Raw genomic sequence first — 19,344 nt, forward strand, 5'->3', positions numbered from 1 at the left:
TCTGCGGAATTCCCTGTGCTTTTTATATTCTTTCAAGCTTCGTTTATTATCTTAACGCCATTTTCACTGTCTTGCGGTAATAGCCGACCGTCAGCAGAGCGAACAGCAGATAAATGGCTGCGAACAAGCCCATCGCAATCACTGCGGGCACGAATATGCTCGTCAGGAAGAACGCCGATAATGCTTTCAGCGCGAAAACCGAATGCAGCAGGCTGATCGCTAGCGGCAGACCGAAAACGAAAGCCTGTTTGCGGATGATGCCTTTCATGATGTCATTCACTGAAAAACCTAGCTGTCGCAAAGTTGAATAGCTTTGTTTTTCCTGCTCCGCTTCCGTCATCTGTTTGAAATACAGAATGCTGCCGGTGGAAATCAGGAACACCAATCCCAGGAAGCCGGCGATGAAAATCATCAATCCATTGGACTGGAGCGCATCCCTGAAAGTTGAATAATAATCTTCGTGCAGGCTGCTTTCCGCGTATTTGGGCTGCTGGAAAAGAGCCGATGCAGTTTCCATGTCTTTTTCCTCTAAAATATGGAAACCGTCAAATTGCTTGATTTCCGCTGCTCCACTTGCCACGAGCTGCGCCTTCAACTGTTCGTAATAGGCATCCTTCACAACTACCTGGGTATAGAAAGATTCCCAGTTGAGGACGTTGCGGTCAGAGAATTCGCCAACTTTGATCATGGTTTTGTCATCACCGTGAATGATCAAATTGACCGGCAGCGATTTTTCATCCAGGAACATGGATAATGAGGCGGTTGTATGCAGACTTGCCTCATTCATGCCCGGTGCCTCCACATCAAGACCCGCTTCCTGCAATTGCTTGTCGCTGATGATGGCAATGAACAATTCCTGGCTGGCTACAGGCAGACTGCCTTCTTCCATGATTCCGTAAACGGAAAGGATTTCCACCACACCCTGCTGATAGCCGATGCCTTTTTCATTCATTTCCCCAGCAAGTTCAGCTGCATCAGCCGGCCGATTTTCAAACATGAAGTCGAATGGCATTTTGGCATCCGTTTCGTATTCCGTTGAATAGTAGAAGGAATAGGCTCCTGCAATCATCGACAAAGTCATGGCTGACAGCACCGTGATGATTGTCAGCGAATTCGCATTGCCTTTCAGACGGTGCATCAGCGGCGCAAGCGACAGGCTGTTTTTCAGGCCAAGGTGCCCTGCGCTCCGTTTGCGGATCTGATACAGAACCCAGCTGAGCGTTACTTTGAAAACCAGATAAGTTCCGAGAACCGTTGATATCAATACAGCAAAAAGACTCAAAAAGAAATTGCTTTCGAACATGATGCCTGACAGCCAATAGCCAAAACCGATCAATCCCACACCGAGCACCGCAAGAACCGCGGAAGATGTATTGCCCGGTTTTTCCGGATGTTCAGCTTTTTTATCGGAGTTGAACAATGACAGGAGCGTATTGCGGTAAACCGTCATGATCATCTGGATGGTCGTCAAAGCGAAAATGACGATAAATACAGCAATGGTCTGCAGAACTGCAACCAGCGAAAATGATACTGTCAGCGCCGTTTCAACTCCGATTAATTTTAATAGGATCAGCAGGAACACGCGTGACATCAGCATGCCGAGCGCGATTCCGATGATCAAAGCCCCGAAGCCGAGCAGTGTATTTTCAATGATCAGCATGCGGGCAACCGTGCTTTTCTTCAGGCCGATCAATTGATAAAGGCCGATTTCACGGCTTCTGCGCTGAAGGAAAATCGAGTTCGCGTAGACAATGAAGATGCCAGCGATGACCAGCAGCAGGATTCCTGCCGCCATGAAGCCGGTGCCGAGCATTTCATTGTCCTGTTCCAGGATTGCCGAATCATGCTGAAGTGTCGCGAAAACAAAATACAGCACAACACTGAGGATCAGGGCAAAGAAATAGAGATAATAATGCTTGATGTTTTTCCGCATGCTGCGGCGGACAAGATCAAAGAGCGTCAATGCTGTCACCCCCGAGCACGGCCTGCACTTTCAGGATCTCCTGGAAAAAGGCCTGTCTCGTTTTGTCCCCTTTATACAGCTCCGAATAGATATTGCCGTCTTTCAGGAAAACGACGCGGCTGCAATAACTGGAAGCGAGCGGATCGTGTGTGACCATCATGATCGTGACGCCCCGTTTTCCATTGACATCCGCAAGTGTCCCGAGAAGCGAAGACGCCGCTTTGGAATCAAGTGCCCCGGTCGGCTCATCCGCAAAAACCATCGATGGCTGATTGATCAGTGCGCGCGCCGCGGAAGTTCGCTGCTTCTGGCCGCCTGAAATTTCATATGGATATTTGTCAGCGAGTTCTGTAATGCCGAGAATATCGGCAATCGAACGGAATTCCGCTTCCGCCACTTTCTTTTTCATCTTGCCGAGTGACACAGGAAGCAGAATATTTTCTTTCACTGTCAGCGTATCGAGCAGATTATAATCCTGGAAGATGAAGCCGAGTTTGTCGCGGCGGAAAGCCGAAAGCTGCGCATCTTTCATCTTCGATATATCCGAGCCGCTGATCAGGATCGACCCTTCTGTCGCGCGGTCGATGGTGGCCAGCACGTTGAGCAGCGTCGTTTTCCCTGCGCCGGATGCGCCCATGATGCCGACGAATTCCCCTTTTTCAACGCGCAAGTCGATGCCTTTCAGCACTTGCTGCACATTGGCTCTCGATCCGTATGACTTGCGGACATTGAACGCCTGCAATACGGTATCTTCACTTACTGACTTTTTACCTTTTACTGCATCTCTTAATTTTGTGATCATTTGAATGCCTCCCTGTTTTCTGTTACCCCCATCTTATAACGTGAAAATACTCAGGTCGTTTGATTTACATGACAAACAGGGAGTCCAATGTGACAATGTCGTCACTTACGGATATGATCGAATTCATTTTCTAATGAAAATGCCATTTCCAGCGTCGTGCCTGCGCCTGGTACTGAGCTTACGTGCAAAGTGACGCCGATTCTGTCGGCAACCATTTTGGCTAAATAAAGGCCGAGGCCCGTCGCCGCGTTATGGATCCGCCCAGTTGAACCCGTGAAGCCTTTATCGAAAATCCGCGGCAGGTCGTGCGGCGCAATGCCCGGACCTTCGTCTTTAATGGAAAGAATGAGATGCCCTTCCGGTTCCCGGCGCGCGGCAATCGTAATCGTTCCGCCTTCCGGACTGTACTTCACGGCATTCGAAAGGATCTGCCGGAAGATGAAGCGGCTCCATTTTTTATCCGTGATGACGGCTTTATCCAGCTCGTCCGTCTCCACTGCGAGATTCTTTTCAAGGCACCAGGACATCAATTCCCTGACCTCGGGCATCACCATTTCCTTCAGTTCCGCTTCTTCAAGCGCATAATCCTGCTCCAGCGTCGGCAGGCGGGATATGTATAATTGCTGGTCGATCAGCAAATGGACGCGCAGCCATTCCGCCTCGACCTTCCGCATCGCGGGATGATCCCGGTTCGAGTCGATGACGAGCTTCATCGCAGTGAGCGGCGCTTTCGCCTCGTGAACCCACGCCGCCGTGTAATCCCCCTGCACGATACTGCTCTGCCGGATCGTGTGAAGCTGCTGCGAGTAGGCTGAAGCCACTTCCGTCAACAGCTCGTTGACCGTTTCGTCCTGTTTGAACCGGGTCTCCGGCAGCGCTTCGATCCAGTCCGTCCCGGCCGACTCTGCAAGTTTCGCCAATTCACGGATATAGGCTGTTTCCTTGTTGTAGCGCCAAATCAGAAACAAGCTGAAGGAAATGAAGAGCAGCGCATTTATATATAATAGAGAGAACAATTCCACTCCAATGCCCGGATCCAGCCACAGCAATCCATTCATGCCTGCCAAAAACAGCAGCACAAACAGGATCCAGCTCAGCCGATCACGCAAAAAGCCAATAATCATCGAATCATCCTTTCCTACAGGCTGAGCGCCACATAGCCGAGCCCTTTTTTCGTCAGGATCGCATCCCCGAGCCCCAGCTCAGCGAGTTTCTGCCGCAGGCGCGTGACATTCACCGTCAGCGTATTGTCGTTGACGAAGCGTTCGTCGTCCCATAATTTGCGGATCAACTCGTCGCGTGACACAATCTCATCTCGTGCTTCCACCAGCACGCTCAGGATGAAAAATTCATTTTTTGTCAATTCCACTTCTTTATCGTCGCGCCGGATGAGCCCGCGCTTCAAATCGATGGCGGCACCGTTCCATTCCATCACATCAGAAATTTCTTCTCCGTATGAATAGACCCGGCGGAGCGTCGCCTGGATTTTCGCCAGCAGCACATCTGCATGGAACGGCTTCTGCACATAATCATCCGCGCCCATCTGCATCGCCATCACCATATCCATCGGGTGATCGCGCGATGACAGGAAGATGATCGGCACTTTGGAATGTGCGCGGATTTCGCGGCACCAGTGGAATCCGTCATATACCGGCAGCTGGATATCCATGATGACCAACTGCGGCTTTTCTTCAATAAAATCGGCGACAACATCCTGGAAATTCGATGGTCCGACCACTTTCAGCCCCCATTTTTCGAGTCCCTCTTTCAAAGAGCCGAAAATTGCCTGATCGTCTTCCACCACAAAAATTTTCATCTCCATATCCCGTCCACACCCCTTCTTTGTTATCATTCTACTGGAAATTCGAGCCAACACGCAATTCGAAGCGGGAATAGAGCCGCGTTTTCGGGTGCGGCGGGTTCTATGAGCGGTTTTGCGGGTTCTATGATCACTCATCGGCGTTCTATGATCACTCGTTTGATTCTATGATCATTTAAACCGTTCTATGATCACTCGTTTGATTCTATGATCATTTAAACCGTTCTATGATCACTCAAACGATTCTATGATCACTCAAACAGTTCTATGATCACTCGCCCGTTTTTCCATCTAAAAAACTCCATCGCCGGAATCGTACATTCCCGGCGATGGAGCTGTTTCATCAATTATTCCAGTTTTCATTTTTCTCGAGTTCACGGTGGGTTTGCGGATAGCCCATCGAAACCCATTCGGACCGGTACGCGGCGTCCAGTTCGCTGAGGCCACTCTCGGCCGGGTCCATCTCGGCGTTCGGGCTTTCCCGCACGTCTGCCGCCACACTGTTCCGCAAATCATGGTCTTCATAAACCCAATATGTGTTCTGGCGCTTCTTATACGTTTTGACCAACATGTACAAACTGACTGCCGTCGCCCCTGTATACAGGATTAACTCCAGCGTATCTTTTCTCATAAAATCTCCTCCTAGGCAAAATCGCTGTTTCTACTGTTTTCCCTTTAGCCAGAGATTTAATCGTAAATAAAAACAAAAACCACGCCTGCAGCATTGAGAAGCAGGCGTGGAAAATGAAATATAAAATTATTTAGCTGTTACGCCGCCGTCCACTGGAAGTTCGATTCCTGTGATATGGCTCGCATCGTCTGACGCAAGGAACAGCATGGCATTCGCCACTTCCATTGCATTGCCAAGTTCAGGCAACGCGATTTGAGACAGGAAGTAAGGACGGAACTGCTCGCTTTCCATATATTCCTGGCTCATCGGTGTAACGATATAGCCCGGGTGGATCGAGTTGACACGGATATTCTTTTTGCCGTAGTCGACTGCCGCCGCTTTCGTGATTGCACGGACCGCTCCTTTGGATGCTGTGTAGACGCCCGCTCCTGACATGCCGATCAGTCCCGCGATTGATGAAATATTGACAATCGATCCGCCACCGTTTGATTCCATCTGTGGAATAACGGATTGCATGCCGAACATGACGCTGTTCGTGTTGATCGCGAAACCTTTCATGAAATCTTCTTCCGTCTGCTCCATGAAATCTTTTGAAACGGAAATGCCCGCATTGTTCACGAGGATATCAAGCTTGCCATATGCTTCCACAGTCTTTGCAATCACATTATCCCATTCGTTTTTGTCCGCAACATTATGTGCTACCGCAATGGCTTCGCCGCCTGCTTCACGAATTTTCGCCGCAACAGCTTCTACCGCTGCCAAATTGATGTCAGTCGCTACTACTTTTGCACCTTCTTTAGCAAATAAACCCGCGGCCGCTTCGCCCATACCTGATCCCGCACCTGTAATGATCGCTACTTTATTGTCCAGTCTCATCCAAAACACTCCCTCGAAAAATATTGATAGTAAGACTATCACTTTATAGTTTTATTATAATCCTTCATGTTCGATTTTACAATCATCCGAACCTAAAAGCGGTATACTGTTCATAAGGAGTGAACCCGTCCATGAAATCAAAACGCCAGGAAAACAAAGAACTGCAACGGCAGAAAATCATTGCGGCTGCGAAAGCATGCTTCAATGAATGCGGTTTGTCAGATGTGCAGATGAAAGATGTTGCCGCCCGGGCAGGCGTCGGAGTAGCCACTGTTTTCCGCTACTTTCCAAAAAAAGACGAATTGATCGTCGCAGTGGCCACCCAGTCACTCGACACGACGGAAGAAGAATTCCGCCGCATTGTGGCATTGCCACTTTCTGCCTTCGAACGGCTGGAAATGCTGCTCGACACGCTGCTCGGCTCCCAGCAGGCCGATTCCTATCAGGCAGGCCGGTTCCGTGAAGCTTTCGAAAGCTACGCTTCCTTCCAAACTGCGCCTTTGCCGGGCATCGAAGATTACCTCAATCGGCAAAATGATATTATGACCAGCCTGGCGCCGCTCATCGAAGCAGGACAGGAAGACGGTTCGATCCGGCGTGATATTCCGGCCAAGCCGCTGCTCATCACCATCATCAACAGCTATGCGAGCTTTATCAACAACGTTGCACTGAAATCGTCCATTTCCTATCTGGATGAAGATATCCAGCCATCCACCCAGCAGCAGGTGCTGAAGAAAATCTTCCTGGATTATTGCCGCGGGGACTGACTGTGGATATCAGACTTTCTTGTACTGCGTAAAAAAAGCCACACCCAGGAAGCTGATACTCCGGGTGTGGCTTTTTCCGTTTATGGAAGTCACTGAGTCGGCCGTACAAGCCCTCGTTTCAATAGGTTCAGCTCGGCTGTATAGTTGGCAATGGATTCTTCATTCGACAGATTCTTTGAAAACTTCTCCACTTGGTTGCGCATCGTGACCGCGAAAACGATTTTCAAAAGATGGATCAACTCTTCGTCATTCGACACATTCAATTGCCCGATATCGATCAGCGCTTCGATTTTCTGCATCGCTTCACCCATATTTTCCGTGATCAGAATTTTGGAGAATGTAGTCTCCGCCTTATCTGTCATATTCAAGAATACATTTCTTCTGAAACCGCTCAGATTCTCTTCTTCCTGTAAATTCTGTTTATAGAATTCGAGAATGGCTTCAAACAAATTGCGATTGCAGTTCAGGAGAATTTCTTCGAGCCGTTTCTTCCTTTCTTTCATCATCCCTTCAAGCAAAAATAGATACAGATCTTCCTTATCCTCGAAGTATTGATAAAAGCTTCCTCGCGGAATGCCTGCAGCTTTCACAATATTAGCAATCGACGCTACAGCGAGCGGGGCACTCGAAAATTCCGATTGAGCAGCAGCAATCAATTTCTGCTGCTTTTCTGCCGGCAAATTATAAAAGGTGACTTTCGGCAAATTTTTTCATTCCTCTCTACTCGTGTGTAAAGTTCAGCCCAGCCAATAGAAAATTCTCCGGCAATTGGAACCGTTCATCGCTTATTTCCAGTGTATGCAAATCTTCATCTGCACCCACCTGATTTTTCAGACGGTTCATTTCCCGATGGATACTCTCCATTTTGCGGTCCAGTTGAGCAGCGGAATCAGCTGCTTCCTTCAATTCATCCAAAATTTCAGACGGGATTTCCTTATGGTATTTATAATAGATCTTATGTTCCAGACTTGCCCAGAAATCCATCGAAATTGTCCTGATTTGCACTTCCACACAGACTTCCTGCACGCGATCGGACAGGAAAACCGGCACTTTCAACAATAAATGAAGACTTCGATAGCCATTCGGTTTCGGATTTTTGATATAGTCCTTAACTTCCAGCACATACAGATCGTCTTGCTTTTTCAGCATTTCGGCAAGTTTGTATATATCGGTTTCAAACGAGCAAGTGATGCGGATCCCCGCCACGTCCTTGATATTCTCTTCAATGACCGGCAGGGAAATTTCCAGCCCTTTTTTATAAAGTTTCTTCAAAATGCTTTCCGGTGATTTAACCCGTGAAGAGACATTCTCAATCGGATTATAATCATGTATAAAATGAAATTCCTGTTTCAGGATATCGATTTTCGTATTCAATTCATCCAGCGCAAATTTATAGCCCATCATAAAGCGCACCAGTTCTTTTTTCAGCCTTTTCATCTCTTGTAAGTCGGTTGCCAATTTAGCTTCCATTTTAAAATCTCCTTTTCCCAGCCATTAACTCGCCGCCGCTTTATTGGTGTGAATGTAAAGGCCAGATTTCCAGCTCGATATGACACCTTGTCACATCTCCTTGTTTATAATATTATATGACACTCTGTCACTTGTCAATTCCACGGGTTTCATTCTATATAGCCCGCTTGAAACAGATAAAATGATTTCGCTTTCCCAGCCTGCTATACTCCTCTATGTGAAAACCTGTAGGTAAAGAAAGGAAGTTATATAGATGAGATTGAGTGTATTGGACCAAGCGCCCGTCACTACGGGCAACACCGGAGAAGCGGCCTTGCAGAAAGCTGTGGAACTCGCCGTTCTAGCCGACGACTTAGGATACAGCCGGATGTGGATGGCGGAACACCACGGTTCAGGCGCGTTTTCGAGCTCCGCTCCTGAAGTCACTGCCGCCTATTTAAGCGCGAAAACGGACAGGATCCGCATCGGCACAGGCGGTGTCATGATGATGCATTATTCGCCGCTGAAACTTGCCGAAGTTTTTAAAACGCTGAGCGCACTGGCGCCTGGACGCATCGATTTCGGTGTCGGCCGAGCTCCCGGAGGCGACCACAATTCCATCTATGCACTGTCTGAAGGACGCCGTGCGATGACCGACGATATGTATGGGAAATTCGACACAGCGCTGAAACTCATCAACGACGAAACGCCGGAAAGCAATCTGTACAATAAAACCATCGCGGCTCCGACGCATATCCAATTGCCGCAAGCGTGGCTGCTCGGCTCGAGCGGCAACAGCGCAATCGAAGCCGGACGCATGGGCGTCGGCTATTCGTTCGCCCAGTTTTTCCAGGGCAGCATGTCGAAAGAAATCCTGAATGCATACCGGAATAATTTCACCCCTTCCGCCTTTATGGAGAAACCGCAAATTTCAGTGTCCTATTTAGTGACTACAGCAGAAACGGCCGAAGAAGCGGAATACGAAGCACTTCCTCAGGACATTTCCCGTCTCATGCTGACGCGCGGCCGCATCATGCCGCTCATGACACCGGAAGAAGCCCAAAACTCTGCGCTGACCGAAATGGACCGCATGCAGATCCAGGCAAGCCGCAAGATCCATTTGGTCGGTTCGGCAAAAGATATCGCTGCACAATTGCAGCAGGAGCAGCAGGAATACGGCTTTGAAGAAGCCATGATCTGCAGCATCCCCCATTCTCAGGAAAAGCGCCTCGACGTCTATCGTTTATTGGCACGGGAGTTGTTTTAAATAGAAGAAATAACCGCCGGTGCCTCTTCCAACAAGAGCACCGGCATTTTCATGCATTGCGTTTAATTGATTTCCAAGACAGCATCCGCTAAGATTAAAACTGAATGACGTTCATTCAGCAGGAGGTTCAGAATGGATAAAAGAGAAAAAATACTTACAGCAGCAATTGCCATCTTCAATAAAAAAGGCATCGAAAAGACGACCGTATCGGATATCGTGCGCGAAGCCGGCATCGGCCAAGGCACATTCTATTTGTATTTCTCATCCAAAATGGCGTTGATGCCAGCCATCGCCGAGGTGCTGGTGGAAAAAATGCATGTAGAGCTCAAAAGCCGCGTGAAGGCCAGTGAACTGGACAAGCAATTGGCTGAAACGATTGATGTCATGTTCTCGTTTACGGAGGAATACCGGGATCTGACGAAATTGATGTACAGCGGACTTACCCAAACCGAACACATAAAAGACTGGGAGACCATTTACGGTCCCGTCTACCAGTGGATGGAAGACCTCTTGTCCACCCATCAGCAATCCGGCGCGTTGCGGCATGATCTGAATCCCACCTATTCGGCCAAAATCCTGATCGGTATGATCGAAGCTGCGGCCGAACAGAACTACCTCTTCAACGACCAGGACCCTTCCCTCATTTCCGATTACCGGGAAGAATTGCAGAGATTTGTGACCTACGCTATTGGCAGGCGCTGATAGTGTACTTTTTTCGACAAAACTGAATGACGTTCATTCAGTCAATAAACAAATCAATTGGCTGTGAATGCACAGCCCATCTTAAAGGAGCACTTTTATATGAACAAAGCTTGGATTTTCGTGGCTCTTACCAGCCTGTTTGAATTGTTTTGGATTTTTGGTTTTAACGTCGCGAGCACCTGGTGGCATTGGGGCATCATCGTGCCGCTCATCCTGCTCGACTTTCTGTTCCTGTCGAAAGCCTGCGAAACGCTGCCGACCGGAACCGTCTATGCCATCTTCGCAGCCATCGGCACTGTCGGCACAGCGTTGATGGACATCTTCATCTTCGGCGGCGAGTTCAGCTGGGCAAAAGGCTTCTTCATCGCCGTCATCGTGAGCGGCGTCATCGCCTTGAAATTGGCAGATGGCCCGTCAGCAGTGCCGACAGATATGGAGGTGGAATAAGATGGGATGGATCTATGTCATCATCGCCGCCGCACTGGAATTGACCGGCGTCATCGGCTTGAATAATTTCAGCAAGAAAAAATCAGTGCTCAATGGGCTCTTGTTTTTTGGCGGATTCGGCGGCGCATTCGTCTTCCTCTACGCTTCCTTCAACCATCTGCAGGTCAGTATCGCCTACGCCGTCTGGATCGGCATCGGCACAGCCGCCGCTGTCATCGTCAACATGGTTTTCTACGGCGAATCCCGGAACATCGGCCGCATCATCAGCCTCATCGTCATCATCATCGGCGTCGTTGGGCTGAAGGCTGTTTCGTAACGGAGCACTTGCCTGCCCGAAGAAATAAATTGAATCATTTGTCCATCAGGGCATTTTAATTATCATTACTGTTGTATTTTTGAAAATATTCAGTCTAAATGATATCCTCAAAAAGAGGGGAGGAATGAAGCATGATACGTTATCAAATCTGAAGAACCTAATTGAATGTGTTTTGGAAGAGGCATTTAAAATCTTTGCAAAAACACATTCAGGAGGAACTTCAAATGACTACAAAAATGAGCTTGAACAGCCTGGCAAAAAAACAACAGGAATTGAAATTTTCGGGGAGCATACACGCATGTAAACATGGCAAGACTATCATGTCAGCAAGCTTTGGATATGCAAACCGTCCAGGAAAAATCCTAAATCAGCCCCACACTCGATTTTCAATTGCATCCGGCAGTAAGATTTTCACATCGGTTGCGATCTGCAAATTGGTGGAAGAAGGAAAAATCACTTTCCAGACGAAACTCACTGATTGCCTGGATATTGATTTTCCGCATTTTGATGAAGAAATCACCATCCATTATTTATTGACGCATACATCCGGTGTTCCGGATTATTTCGACGAAGATGAAATGAATGATTATGAAGTGCTTTGGGAAAGCCTGCCGATGTATCGGATCCGCAGTGTAAAGGACTTTTTGCCTTTGTTTCAAAACGAGGAAATGCAGGACAAACCCGGCAGCCCATTTGAATACAACAATACCGGCTATATCGTTTTAGGCCTTGTTATTGAGCATATCAGCGGCATGAGCTATACGGACTATATCGAAGCAAATATATTCAAGCCAGCCGGTATGACCCATTCTGGGTATTTTTCAATGGACGAATTGCCTGAGAACGCAGCAACCGGGTATATCGAAAAACCGGATGGCACGTGGAAATCAAATATTTATTCCCTTCCTGTAAAAGGCGGTCCCGATGGCGGTGCCTATGTCACTGCCTCTGATATGGGGATATTTTGGGAAGCATTAATGAACGGCAGACTGCTATCAGAAGAAATGACCCGCCTCCTGCTGGCTCCACGGGAAAATGTTACAGAAGATATCTTCTATGGCTATGGCGGATATATGGAAGTAAACGAACAGGATGTCGTGAAATATATCCAAATGGGTTATGACCCTGGCGTGAATTATCGTTCTGTACATTATCCGGATCAGGCTTTAACGCTCATAGTTTGCTCGAATCATGCGGAATATGCCTATGAGATGCTTAAGGAAATGGAAATTTTAACAGTAAATAAATAACGGATAAAAAAGGGCTAATTCTGCAATTAGCCCTTTTTTCTTTGTTTCCTCTCCTATACCATATGGGAAATCACCAGATATACAGCATGCAGCAGCAATAGGATTCCCGTAGCAAAACAGGCAGATGAAGCTGCGGCAGAACTCGGCCCGCTCCCTCCTCTTTTTATTCCATAGACGATTGCCAGGGCCACTGCGATCAGAACCGCCATGACGAGATACGAAAAGGTCTGGTAGAGCCAGGTGTACATGAGAAAATGAACCGCTCCGGCTGCGCTGAAAACGAATGGGATGAGTGGAAAATCGGATCGGATGAAGATGGCGATCAGGAGCGGAATGACCAGCAGCTGGCTCATCGCAATGATGATGACCAGCTCATCCACTATTCCTGTATCCGGCCGATTTTCGAAGGCACCGACCGAAAACATGATCCCAAGCGCGAGCGGCAACGCAAACATCCCCTGGAATAGGGTCGCCAGTGACGCAGTGCGCGAATCGAAGCGAAGCCACATCCATCCGCAAATATTCCAGGTGATTCCATAAGCTATGAGAAAGGGCGCACCGGAGTAATTCACGTCCGCCAATTGCTGGAGCAATTCTTCCATGTGGGTGCCTCCTTCACTACTGATTTACATGAAAATAACCGGCGCCCTCACTTGAGGATGCCGGTCTTTTAATATCTTGTACTTTCCCTCGAGAACAACGCATTTCCGTTCTTGATGAACCGCCACACTGCCGCGATCAAAAAGATGGCGATGCCGGCAATGAGGAACCCTTGAATAATGGTTGCTAATTCCGGATCGACGCGTCCGCTGTTATACGTGCTGTAGATGCCGAAGAACGCCCACGCCAACGGAAGCGGATAGGCCGCGTTTTTATAGCGCGAGATATAGATAAGGGCAAAAGCAATGGCAACTGCCAGGATGATCAGCGTCCAAATCGAAAAGGAGATGCCGAACCCGTTCCATTCCTGCTGCACCAAAAGAAGTGCGGTATTGACGACGGTCGCGATGGTCACCCAGCCGCAATAGAACGTGAAACTGATCCCTGCCAATGTCGATGGGAAATCAAAACGATGCGTATAGATTTTCCCGATGATGAGGAACAATGAAAACAGCATGCCGATGATCAATATCGTGGAAATGAACAGCTGCTCGTATGAGAAAGCCACGATCCAGCCCATATTGCAAAACGACAGCAGGATAAACCAGGGTGAGATCAAGACGATCAATTCACTCACGCGCGTATCTTTCCGTTTAAAGAATTGATAGGCCAGGGTAATCAGCACCAAAGTGTAAATGACGCCCCAAATGGAAAAGGTGAAGGGTGCCGGTGAAATCAGCGTCAAGTATTCATCCGAAATGTCTCCCTGGCTCTGGCCGTTGAAGAACCCGAAAGAACCAAGGTAGTTCACACCCAATGTCGCGAAAAATAAAATCAGATTCACTATCGAGAATATCTTCGCTTTCTTCAACCTGTTATCATACATAGCGGCTTCATCCTTTCAGTCGAAAAATTTTATTCCGTTAAGCTGAGAACTCTTGGATCTTCACGATTGTCCGTCCGAGATGCTTGCCGTTTTTCAGGTCATCGATGACAGCCGGCACATCTTCAAGTGAGATTTCGTTCACGAGCGTCGTCGCAGAAATATTCCAGTCGTCCGCGATCTGTCCCCAGATTGCCGGCCGTTTATCGATCGGCACGTTCACCGAATCGATGCCGAGCAGATTGACGCCACGCAAGATGAACGGCAGAACGGTCGCCGTCAGCTGAATGCCGCCCGCCATCCCGCATGTACTCACGCTGCCGCCGTATGAAAGCTGCGGGATGATGGCGGAAGCCACGTCCCCGCCGACTGTGTCCAAGGCATAATCGTATTTTTCACGGTTCAGCGGCTTTTTCACTTCGCCGAGATCGTCCGGGAAAATGACATTCGTTGCGCCGAGCGATTTGGCCACCTCCACCTGATGGTCTTTGCGGACAAGCGCTGTGATATTCCTATAGCCGATTTTCGACAGGATCTGCAAGGCGACACTCCCGACGCCTCCGGTGGAACCCGTCACCAGGATTTCCGGATCGTTTTCCGGCTTCATGCCGTTTTTCTCCAGGGCCATGATCGACAAAGCAGCTGTGAATCCTGCTGTCCCGAAAATCATTGCGTCCCGCAGACTCAATCTTTCCGGCAGCGGCACTATCCAATCCGCCGGAATCCGCGCATATTCCGCGAATCCGCCAGTATGGCTCATCCCCATTTCAAATCCGGTGACGACCACTTCCTGCCCTTCCTGAAAACGGGGGTCCTCCGACTTCACCACGGTACCGCTCAGATCGATCCCCGGAATCATCGGATATTTCCGGATTACGCCGCCGTTCTTCTGCACCGCGAGCATATCCTTATAATTGAGCGACGAATAGGCGACTTTGATCAGGACGTCTCCGCCTGACAGCGCGTCCTCGCCGATTTGTTCCACACCATACGTAAACTCTTCGCCTTGTTCTTTTATGACAACCGCATTAAATTTTCCCATGTCCATCCACTCCTTCCTCTTCTCTTCCCTTAATCACTCGGAGACAAAACAGTTTTACTTCAAATTCCTGTAAGAAATAAAAAACACACCCGCTGTTTTTCTCCAGAGAGTGTGCCGCATATGGGATTTAGGTTTTGAAGCGAGTTCAGTTTTTTGGCGGTTTCCGGATTTATTGATCCCGGTTCGTCGTCTTGTATTTTTCACCTTTATTGTCATAAGTGATCCATTCGCCGACTGGTTCACCTTTTTCGAAATGCCCGGACCGCTTGAGTGTTCCGTCTATGCGGTACCATTCCCAATACCCTTTCGGCTGGCCGTCAGCGATTTTCCCTTTTGACCAGACGGTTTTTCCGCCGGCATGATATTTGATCGTGTAGCCGTCGATGATGTCGATTTTCTTTTCTTTCACACTTTTCGTTTGGTTCAAATCGCAGTTTTCGTCTTTCATGAGCTGCCTCCTGGATTCTGGCTTTATCTTATTATATATCATTAAATTGAATAAAGACTATTTAACTAATTTATTTTCTGCATAATAAAACAATGTACATAATAAATTGTTTTATTTTATATAATTAGATGTCAATATTTGTAATAACATGTTATAAAGACATAAGACTAGATTGGAAAGGGTGTTTCATTTGGAAAAGAAATTGAAATCCAGAAAACCTGTCTATAAAAAATGGTGGGTTTGGTTAATTGCCATTATTATCGTTGCTGCCATTGCTTCCCCTGGAGATGACACTGAAAAAGCTGTTGATGCTGTTTCACCAGTTGAAACTGAAGCTGCTGACAAGTCAGAAGTCGCGGAAGAAACTGAAGTAACCGAAGCACCCGCGGAAGAAGCGGCGGAAGAAGCGGCGGAAGAAGTCGAGGAAGTTGTAGAAGATGATACACCAAGAGAACATCAAGCTGCTCTGAAAAAAGCGGAAATGTATGCCAAGACGATGCACATGTCCAAAACGGGCATCTATGAACAATTGACTTCTGAGTACGGCGAGAAATTCCCGGAAGAAGCTGCACAGTATGCGATGGATAACCTTGCACATGATTGGAATGTTAATGCTTTGGAAAAAGCGAAGACTTACGCCAGCACTATGTCTATGTCCAAGATTGGTATTTACGAGCAGTTGACATCGGAATACGGCGAGAAATTTACTGCTGAAGAAGCTCAATATGCAATGGACACCATCGAACATGACTGGAATGCGAATGCTTTGGAAAAAGCGAAAACCTATGCCGATACGATGTCCATGTCAACACCTGCAATTTACGATCAGCTAGTTTCTGATTACGGTGAAAAATTCACTGCCGAAGAAGCACAATACGCTGTAGATAATTTGGAATAAAGCTGCCGAAAAGATATGCGATCATTCGCATATCTTTTTTATATGTTGAATAAGTCTAGAAAAACTTAAAAAACCAGCTCCTATAAGAAGCTGGCCTTCTATTGATGCGGATGAAGGGACTCGAACCCCCACGATGTTGCCACCACTAGACCCTGAATCTAGCGCGTCTGCCAATTCCGCCACATCCGCAAAATTAATAGGGGGAAAATCATATCCATTAATATTTTGCCTTCTCTGAAACAAAATGTCAAAAAAATATCCGCGCGGATGTGTTTCATAGTATTTTCCAGCTTACTGGGGTTCCGTGAACGGTTATCAGGATTCTATGAGCACTTTTTGCGATTCTATGATCACTCAGACCATTCTATGAGCACTCGGCGTTTTCACACTCGGCAATCCGCCAAAATTCCAGCTGCTGCATCGATTTTTTATTGTCCCCATATTCAAAACTCCATTCCGAAAGGATTTCTCACCGGAATGGAGTCGCCTGACATTAAATTTCCGCTGGTTACGACAGGTACAAGCAGTTACCTTAAAATCCCCTTTTCTTTCGCTTCCTTCAGCCACATCGGGAATTCGTTCAATAGCTGATCGTATAATTCCGCGTCCGAGATTTTGCTGATGTCATCGACGTGGAAGAAATTCGCGTTGTCGACGACACGTCCGCCCATCGTATCGAGCTTACGCAACACGTCAAAATTTGAGTCGCCGATTCCGACGAACTGCCAAAAGATCGGCTGGTCCGAAGATTCCACGATGAACTTCTTGATGCCTGATTTGCACCCGCCGTCATTGATGAATACCAGAAATACCGGCTCGCCAGAAGGATCCTGCTTCGTATATTTGCGGATGACATCTTCCATCACTTTCGGCTCGTCGTTGCGGCCGAATTTATGGACACCGCTGTTCGACAGGATATTTTTCTCCACGTACCCCATGAACGTCGCTTCGGTCGCGCCGGGAAGGCGGGAGAATTCATTGTCATAGACCCAGACATCCAGCTCGCCGTCGTCATCGAACTGGCTTGCGACCGCCAGCACCCGCTCCACCACTTCCTGCACGACTCCATCGTTGTATAATTTCCGCATGGAACCGGAGATATCCAGCACAATGCCGACTCTGGCCCGCACGCCAGTCAGCTTTTTCTTCTCCAAAACGATCGTTGCCTCTTTTTTCTTCAATGAGATCCCGCTGATTTTCGCTTCTTCTTTTTCCGGCTTTTTAAAAATCTTATCAAATAAACCCATTATCTACGCCTCCTGCAATGTTCTTTTAGAGAATTATACCTGCTTGAAGTAATGAATAACAGTCTTTTCCAGCTGCTTCCATTTTATTTTCGTAATATTCACTGTAAAAAATCCCGAAAATATCCTCCATTAACCGGGACTACTGAAACTTTCCATATTCTTGCCCATCAGTTAAACTGAAATTTATCTGTTTTTCAATTTAAGTAGAGAGAGAAGGTTATCGATAAGATGAAAAAAAGAGGTTTAACATTTAAAGTGATCACTGCACTCCTTCTGGGTGCTGTTGCAGGTCTCTTACTGAATTTATATGCACCCGACGTTTTTAATATAGTGAATCCCTATCTGTTTGTGCCGCTCGGCCAGATATTCCTTGCGTTGATCAGCATGCTCGTCGTGCCGCTTGTATTTCTGTCTCTTGTTCTTGGTGTTGCCGGTCTTGGCGACCCTGCCAAACTGGGGAGAATGGGCATTAAGACCATTACATATTTTTTATTGACGACAACGATAGCCATTTTAATCGCGCTGTCACTGGCAGCCGTGGTGCAGCCGGGACTTGCGGGCGATTTCGATTTGGAAGCAGCCACTTTTGAAGCTGAAGAAGCGCCTTCGATCGCCCAGACGCTGATGAATATCATTCCGAAAAATCCCCTCGCTGCGATGATGGAAGGCAATATGCTGCAAATCATCGTCTTTGCCGTCTTTATCGGCTTGGCGCTGACCACTCTCGGCGAAAAGACGAAAGGCATTTTGAACCTTGTCGAGCAGGGCAACGAAATCATGATGTACCTTGTCGGCCTCGTCATGAAATTTGCCCCATACGGCACTTTCGGTTTGATTGCCACGGCGGTCGGCAGTCAAGGGCTTTCTGCGATGCAGGCGATGGGCTCCTATATGCTCGTCATTTTAGCCGCATTGCTGATCCATGCCGTTGTCACATATGGCGGAACCGTCTTTTTCCTGGCGAAGAAAAGCCCGGTTTGGTTCTTTAAGGAATTTTTCCCTGCGATGACTGTCGCATTCAGTACATCGAGCAGTACCGGTACTTTGCCGGTATCGATGGATATCGCCCAGAACAAATTGAATGTCCCGAAACCGATCTCATCATTCGTCCAGCCGCTCGGAGCGACGATCAATATGGACGGCACCGCCATCATGCAAGGTGTCGCGACATTATTCATCGCACAGGCTTACGGGCTTGAACTCACAACCGCGGAACTGGCCACGGTCGTATTGACTGCCGTCCTTGCCAGCATCGGCACCGCCGGAGTTCCTGGCGTCGGCCTCATCATGCTCGCGATGGTGCTCAGCAGCGTCAACTTGCCGGTCGCAGGAATCGGTCTAGTCATCGGGATTGACCGTCTCCTCGATATGTCGCGGACTGCGATCAACATTTCCGGCGACGCCGCATGCGCTTTATATGTAGCGGAAACGGAGAAAAAACGGGAATTGAAGATGGAAAAAGCTTAACAGTCAGATAGAAGAGACTCATTAAGTGCCCAAAAAAATAAGACCTGCATCCGGAAAACGGATGCAGGTCTTATTTTTCATTTATTTGGATAAAACAGCCGCCACTTCAGCAACGATCAATTCGCTCTTGATGACCGGCGATTCACCTTCGCCGCCGCCATCGCGTTTATGTGAGTTCTTGAAGTCATCGGAGTTGCGCCATACATCAAATTGCTCTTTGGAATTCCAGTACATCATCACTTGCATTTCATCGTAATCTTCGTGCTGTGTAGAAACATTCACTTCCACTTTTTCAAAGCCGTCAAATTCAAATAGACCTTCGTTCTTGATAAATGCAGGTGCCATTTTCATGCCGAAACCTTTTTTCACCTGAATGCGGTTCGTTACTGTAATCATGAATAATTCCTCCTCTTTATCTGATACTGAAAAACTCTGTCACCTAATTCTAATCCTCTTGGACAGCAGTTTGC

At 47.8% G+C, this 19,344-nt stretch carries 23 protein-coding genes and 1 tRNA gene; 9 read left to right on the forward strand and 15 right to left on the reverse strand.

Going from position 1 to position 19,344, the window contains the following annotated elements:
* Positions 1-46 precede the first annotated feature (46 nt).
* The 6 genes from IQ294_RS13565 to IQ294_RS13590 form a co-directional block, all read right to left on the reverse strand.
* On the reverse strand, positions 47-1,972 hold the full coding sequence (locus IQ294_RS13565) for an FtsX-like permease family protein (RefSeq protein ID WP_349291367.1): 1,926 nt from the start codon (positions 1,970-1,972) through the stop codon (positions 47-49).
* Entirely contained in the window at positions 1,950-2,765 is an 816-nt protein-coding gene (locus tag IQ294_RS13570) for an ABC transporter ATP-binding protein (RefSeq protein WP_203334597.1), read from the reverse strand. Before IQ294_RS13570 ends, IQ294_RS13565 begins: the two co-directional genes overlap by 23 nt.
* 101 nt (positions 2,766-2,866) lie before the next feature.
* Positions 2,867-3,889 carry a sensor histidine kinase gene (locus IQ294_RS13575; protein ID WP_203334598.1) on the reverse strand — a complete coding sequence of 341 codons (1,023 nt, stop codon included), beginning with the start codon at positions 3,887-3,889 and terminating at the stop codon, positions 2,867-2,869.
* Between the two features lie 14 nt (positions 3,890-3,903).
* Positions 3,904-4,581, reverse strand: coding sequence for a response regulator transcription factor (locus IQ294_RS13580; RefSeq protein ID WP_203334668.1), 678 nt, complete (start codon positions 4,579-4,581; stop codon positions 3,904-3,906).
* Between the two features lie 346 nt (positions 4,582-4,927).
* The gene (locus IQ294_RS13585) at positions 4,928-5,215 is read right to left on the reverse strand and encodes a hypothetical protein (protein WP_203334599.1); all 288 of its coding nucleotides are present in this window, start codon (positions 5,213-5,215) and stop codon (positions 4,928-4,930) included.
* 126 nt (positions 5,216-5,341) lie between these two features.
* Positions 5,342-6,091 (reverse strand): SDR family NAD(P)-dependent oxidoreductase, encoded by a 750-nt coding sequence (locus IQ294_RS13590; protein WP_203334600.1) that lies wholly within the window; start codon positions 6,089-6,091, stop codon positions 5,342-5,344.
* Between the two features lie 131 nt (positions 6,092-6,222).
* Here IQ294_RS13590 and IQ294_RS13595 point away from each other — a divergent pair, with 131 nt between their 5' ends.
* The gene (locus tag IQ294_RS13595) at positions 6,223-6,858 is read left to right on the forward strand and encodes a TetR/AcrR family transcriptional regulator (RefSeq protein ID WP_203334601.1); all 636 of its coding nucleotides are present in this window, start codon (positions 6,223-6,225) and stop codon (positions 6,856-6,858) included.
* 89 nt (positions 6,859-6,947) lie between these two features.
* On the opposite strand, the gene IQ294_RS13600 is transcribed toward IQ294_RS13595, so the two are convergent.
* Positions 6,948-7,562, reverse strand: a complete 615-nt coding sequence (locus IQ294_RS13600) for a TetR/AcrR family transcriptional regulator (protein WP_203334602.1) — start codon at positions 7,560-7,562, stop codon at positions 6,948-6,950.
* A gap of 16 nt (positions 7,563-7,578) precedes the next feature.
* A complete protein-coding gene (locus tag IQ294_RS13605) occupies positions 7,579-8,328 on the reverse strand; it encodes a GTP pyrophosphokinase (protein WP_203334603.1) in 750 nt (249 codons plus the stop codon).
* A gap of 253 nt (positions 8,329-8,581) precedes the next feature.
* Here IQ294_RS13605 and IQ294_RS13610 point away from each other — a divergent pair, with 253 nt between their 5' ends.
* The 6 genes from IQ294_RS13610 (at position 8,582) to IQ294_RS13635 (ending at position 12,289) form a co-directional block, all read left to right on the forward strand.
* Complete coding sequence (locus IQ294_RS13610; RefSeq protein WP_203334604.1) at positions 8,582-9,574, forward strand: MsnO8 family LLM class oxidoreductase; 993 nt, start codon at positions 8,582-8,584, stop codon at positions 9,572-9,574.
* 132 nt (positions 9,575-9,706) lie between these two features.
* The gene (locus IQ294_RS13615; protein ID WP_203334605.1) at positions 9,707-10,276 is read left to right on the forward strand and encodes a TetR/AcrR family transcriptional regulator; all 570 of its coding nucleotides are present in this window, start codon (positions 9,707-9,709) and stop codon (positions 10,274-10,276) included.
* A 99-nt stretch (positions 10,277-10,375) separates the two neighbouring features.
* Positions 10,376-10,723: a DMT family transporter gene (locus IQ294_RS13620; RefSeq protein WP_203334606.1), complete on the forward strand. Its 348-nt coding sequence runs from the start codon at positions 10,376-10,378 to the stop codon at positions 10,721-10,723.
* A 1-nt stretch (position 10,724) separates the two neighbouring features.
* Complete coding sequence (locus IQ294_RS13625; protein WP_203334607.1) at positions 10,725-11,039, forward strand: DMT family transporter; 315 nt, start codon at positions 10,725-10,727, stop codon at positions 11,037-11,039.
* A 124-nt stretch (positions 11,040-11,163) separates the two neighbouring features.
* Complete coding sequence (locus tag IQ294_RS13630) at positions 11,164-11,343, forward strand: hypothetical protein (protein ID WP_203334608.1); 180 nt, start codon at positions 11,164-11,166, stop codon at positions 11,341-11,343.
* Positions 11,344-11,359: 16 nt separating this feature from the next.
* On the forward strand, positions 11,360-12,289 hold the full coding sequence (locus IQ294_RS13635; protein WP_349291368.1) for a serine hydrolase domain-containing protein: 930 nt from the start codon (positions 11,360-11,362) through the stop codon (positions 12,287-12,289).
* Positions 12,290-12,342: 53 nt separating this feature from the next.
* On the opposite strand, the gene IQ294_RS13640 is transcribed toward IQ294_RS13635, so the two are convergent.
* The 4 genes from IQ294_RS13640 to IQ294_RS13655 form a co-directional block, all read right to left on the reverse strand.
* Positions 12,343-12,891, reverse strand: coding sequence for a DUF7010 family protein (locus tag IQ294_RS13640; protein WP_203334610.1), 549 nt, complete (start codon positions 12,889-12,891; stop codon positions 12,343-12,345).
* 68 nt (positions 12,892-12,959) lie between these two features.
* Positions 12,960-13,775 carry a TspO-related membrane protein gene (locus IQ294_RS13645; protein ID WP_203334611.1) on the reverse strand — a complete coding sequence of 272 codons (816 nt, stop codon included), beginning with the start codon at positions 13,773-13,775 and terminating at the stop codon, positions 12,960-12,962.
* A 37-nt stretch (positions 13,776-13,812) separates the two neighbouring features.
* Positions 13,813-14,814 carry a YhdH/YhfP family quinone oxidoreductase gene (locus IQ294_RS13650; protein WP_203334612.1) on the reverse strand — a complete coding sequence of 334 codons (1,002 nt, stop codon included), beginning with the start codon at positions 14,812-14,814 and terminating at the stop codon, positions 13,813-13,815.
* Between the two features lie 169 nt (positions 14,815-14,983).
* On the reverse strand, positions 14,984-15,262 hold the full coding sequence (locus IQ294_RS13655; RefSeq protein ID WP_203334613.1) for a toxin-antitoxin system YwqK family antitoxin: 279 nt from the start codon (positions 15,260-15,262) through the stop codon (positions 14,984-14,986).
* Positions 15,263-15,452: 190 nt separating this feature from the next.
* Between IQ294_RS13655 and IQ294_RS13660 the strand changes: the two genes are divergently transcribed.
* On the forward strand, positions 15,453-16,160 hold the full coding sequence (locus tag IQ294_RS13660; protein WP_203334614.1) for an Ltp family lipoprotein: 708 nt from the start codon (positions 15,453-15,455) through the stop codon (positions 16,158-16,160).
* Positions 16,161-16,265: 105 nt separating this feature from the next.
* Here IQ294_RS13660 and IQ294_RS13665 read toward each other — a convergent pair.
* Together IQ294_RS13665 and IQ294_RS13670 are read right to left on the reverse strand one after the other, a co-directional pair.
* A tRNA-Leu gene (locus tag IQ294_RS13665) sits at positions 16,266-16,349 on the reverse strand.
* Positions 16,350-16,687: 338 nt separating this feature from the next.
* Entirely contained in the window at positions 16,688-17,407 is a 720-nt protein-coding gene (locus IQ294_RS13670; protein ID WP_238942845.1) for a vWA domain-containing protein, read from the reverse strand.
* 228 nt (positions 17,408-17,635) lie between these two features.
* Between IQ294_RS13670 and IQ294_RS13675 the strand changes: the two genes are divergently transcribed.
* Positions 17,636-18,874 (forward strand): dicarboxylate/amino acid:cation symporter, encoded by a 1,239-nt coding sequence (locus IQ294_RS13675; RefSeq protein WP_203334615.1) that lies wholly within the window; start codon positions 17,636-17,638, stop codon positions 18,872-18,874.
* Between the two features lie 81 nt (positions 18,875-18,955).
* Here IQ294_RS13675 and IQ294_RS13680 read toward each other — a convergent pair whose 3' ends face one another.
* Positions 18,956-19,270 carry a heme oxygenase gene (locus tag IQ294_RS13680; RefSeq protein WP_203334616.1) on the reverse strand — a complete coding sequence of 105 codons (315 nt, stop codon included), beginning with the start codon at positions 19,268-19,270 and terminating at the stop codon, positions 18,956-18,958.
* Between the last annotated feature and the right edge of the window lie 74 nt (positions 19,271-19,344).

The sequence above is a fragment of the Planococcus beigongshangi genome, assembly GCF_016820495.1.
GTDB lineage: Bacteria > Bacillota > Bacilli > Bacillales_A > Planococcaceae > Planococcus > Planococcus beigongshangi.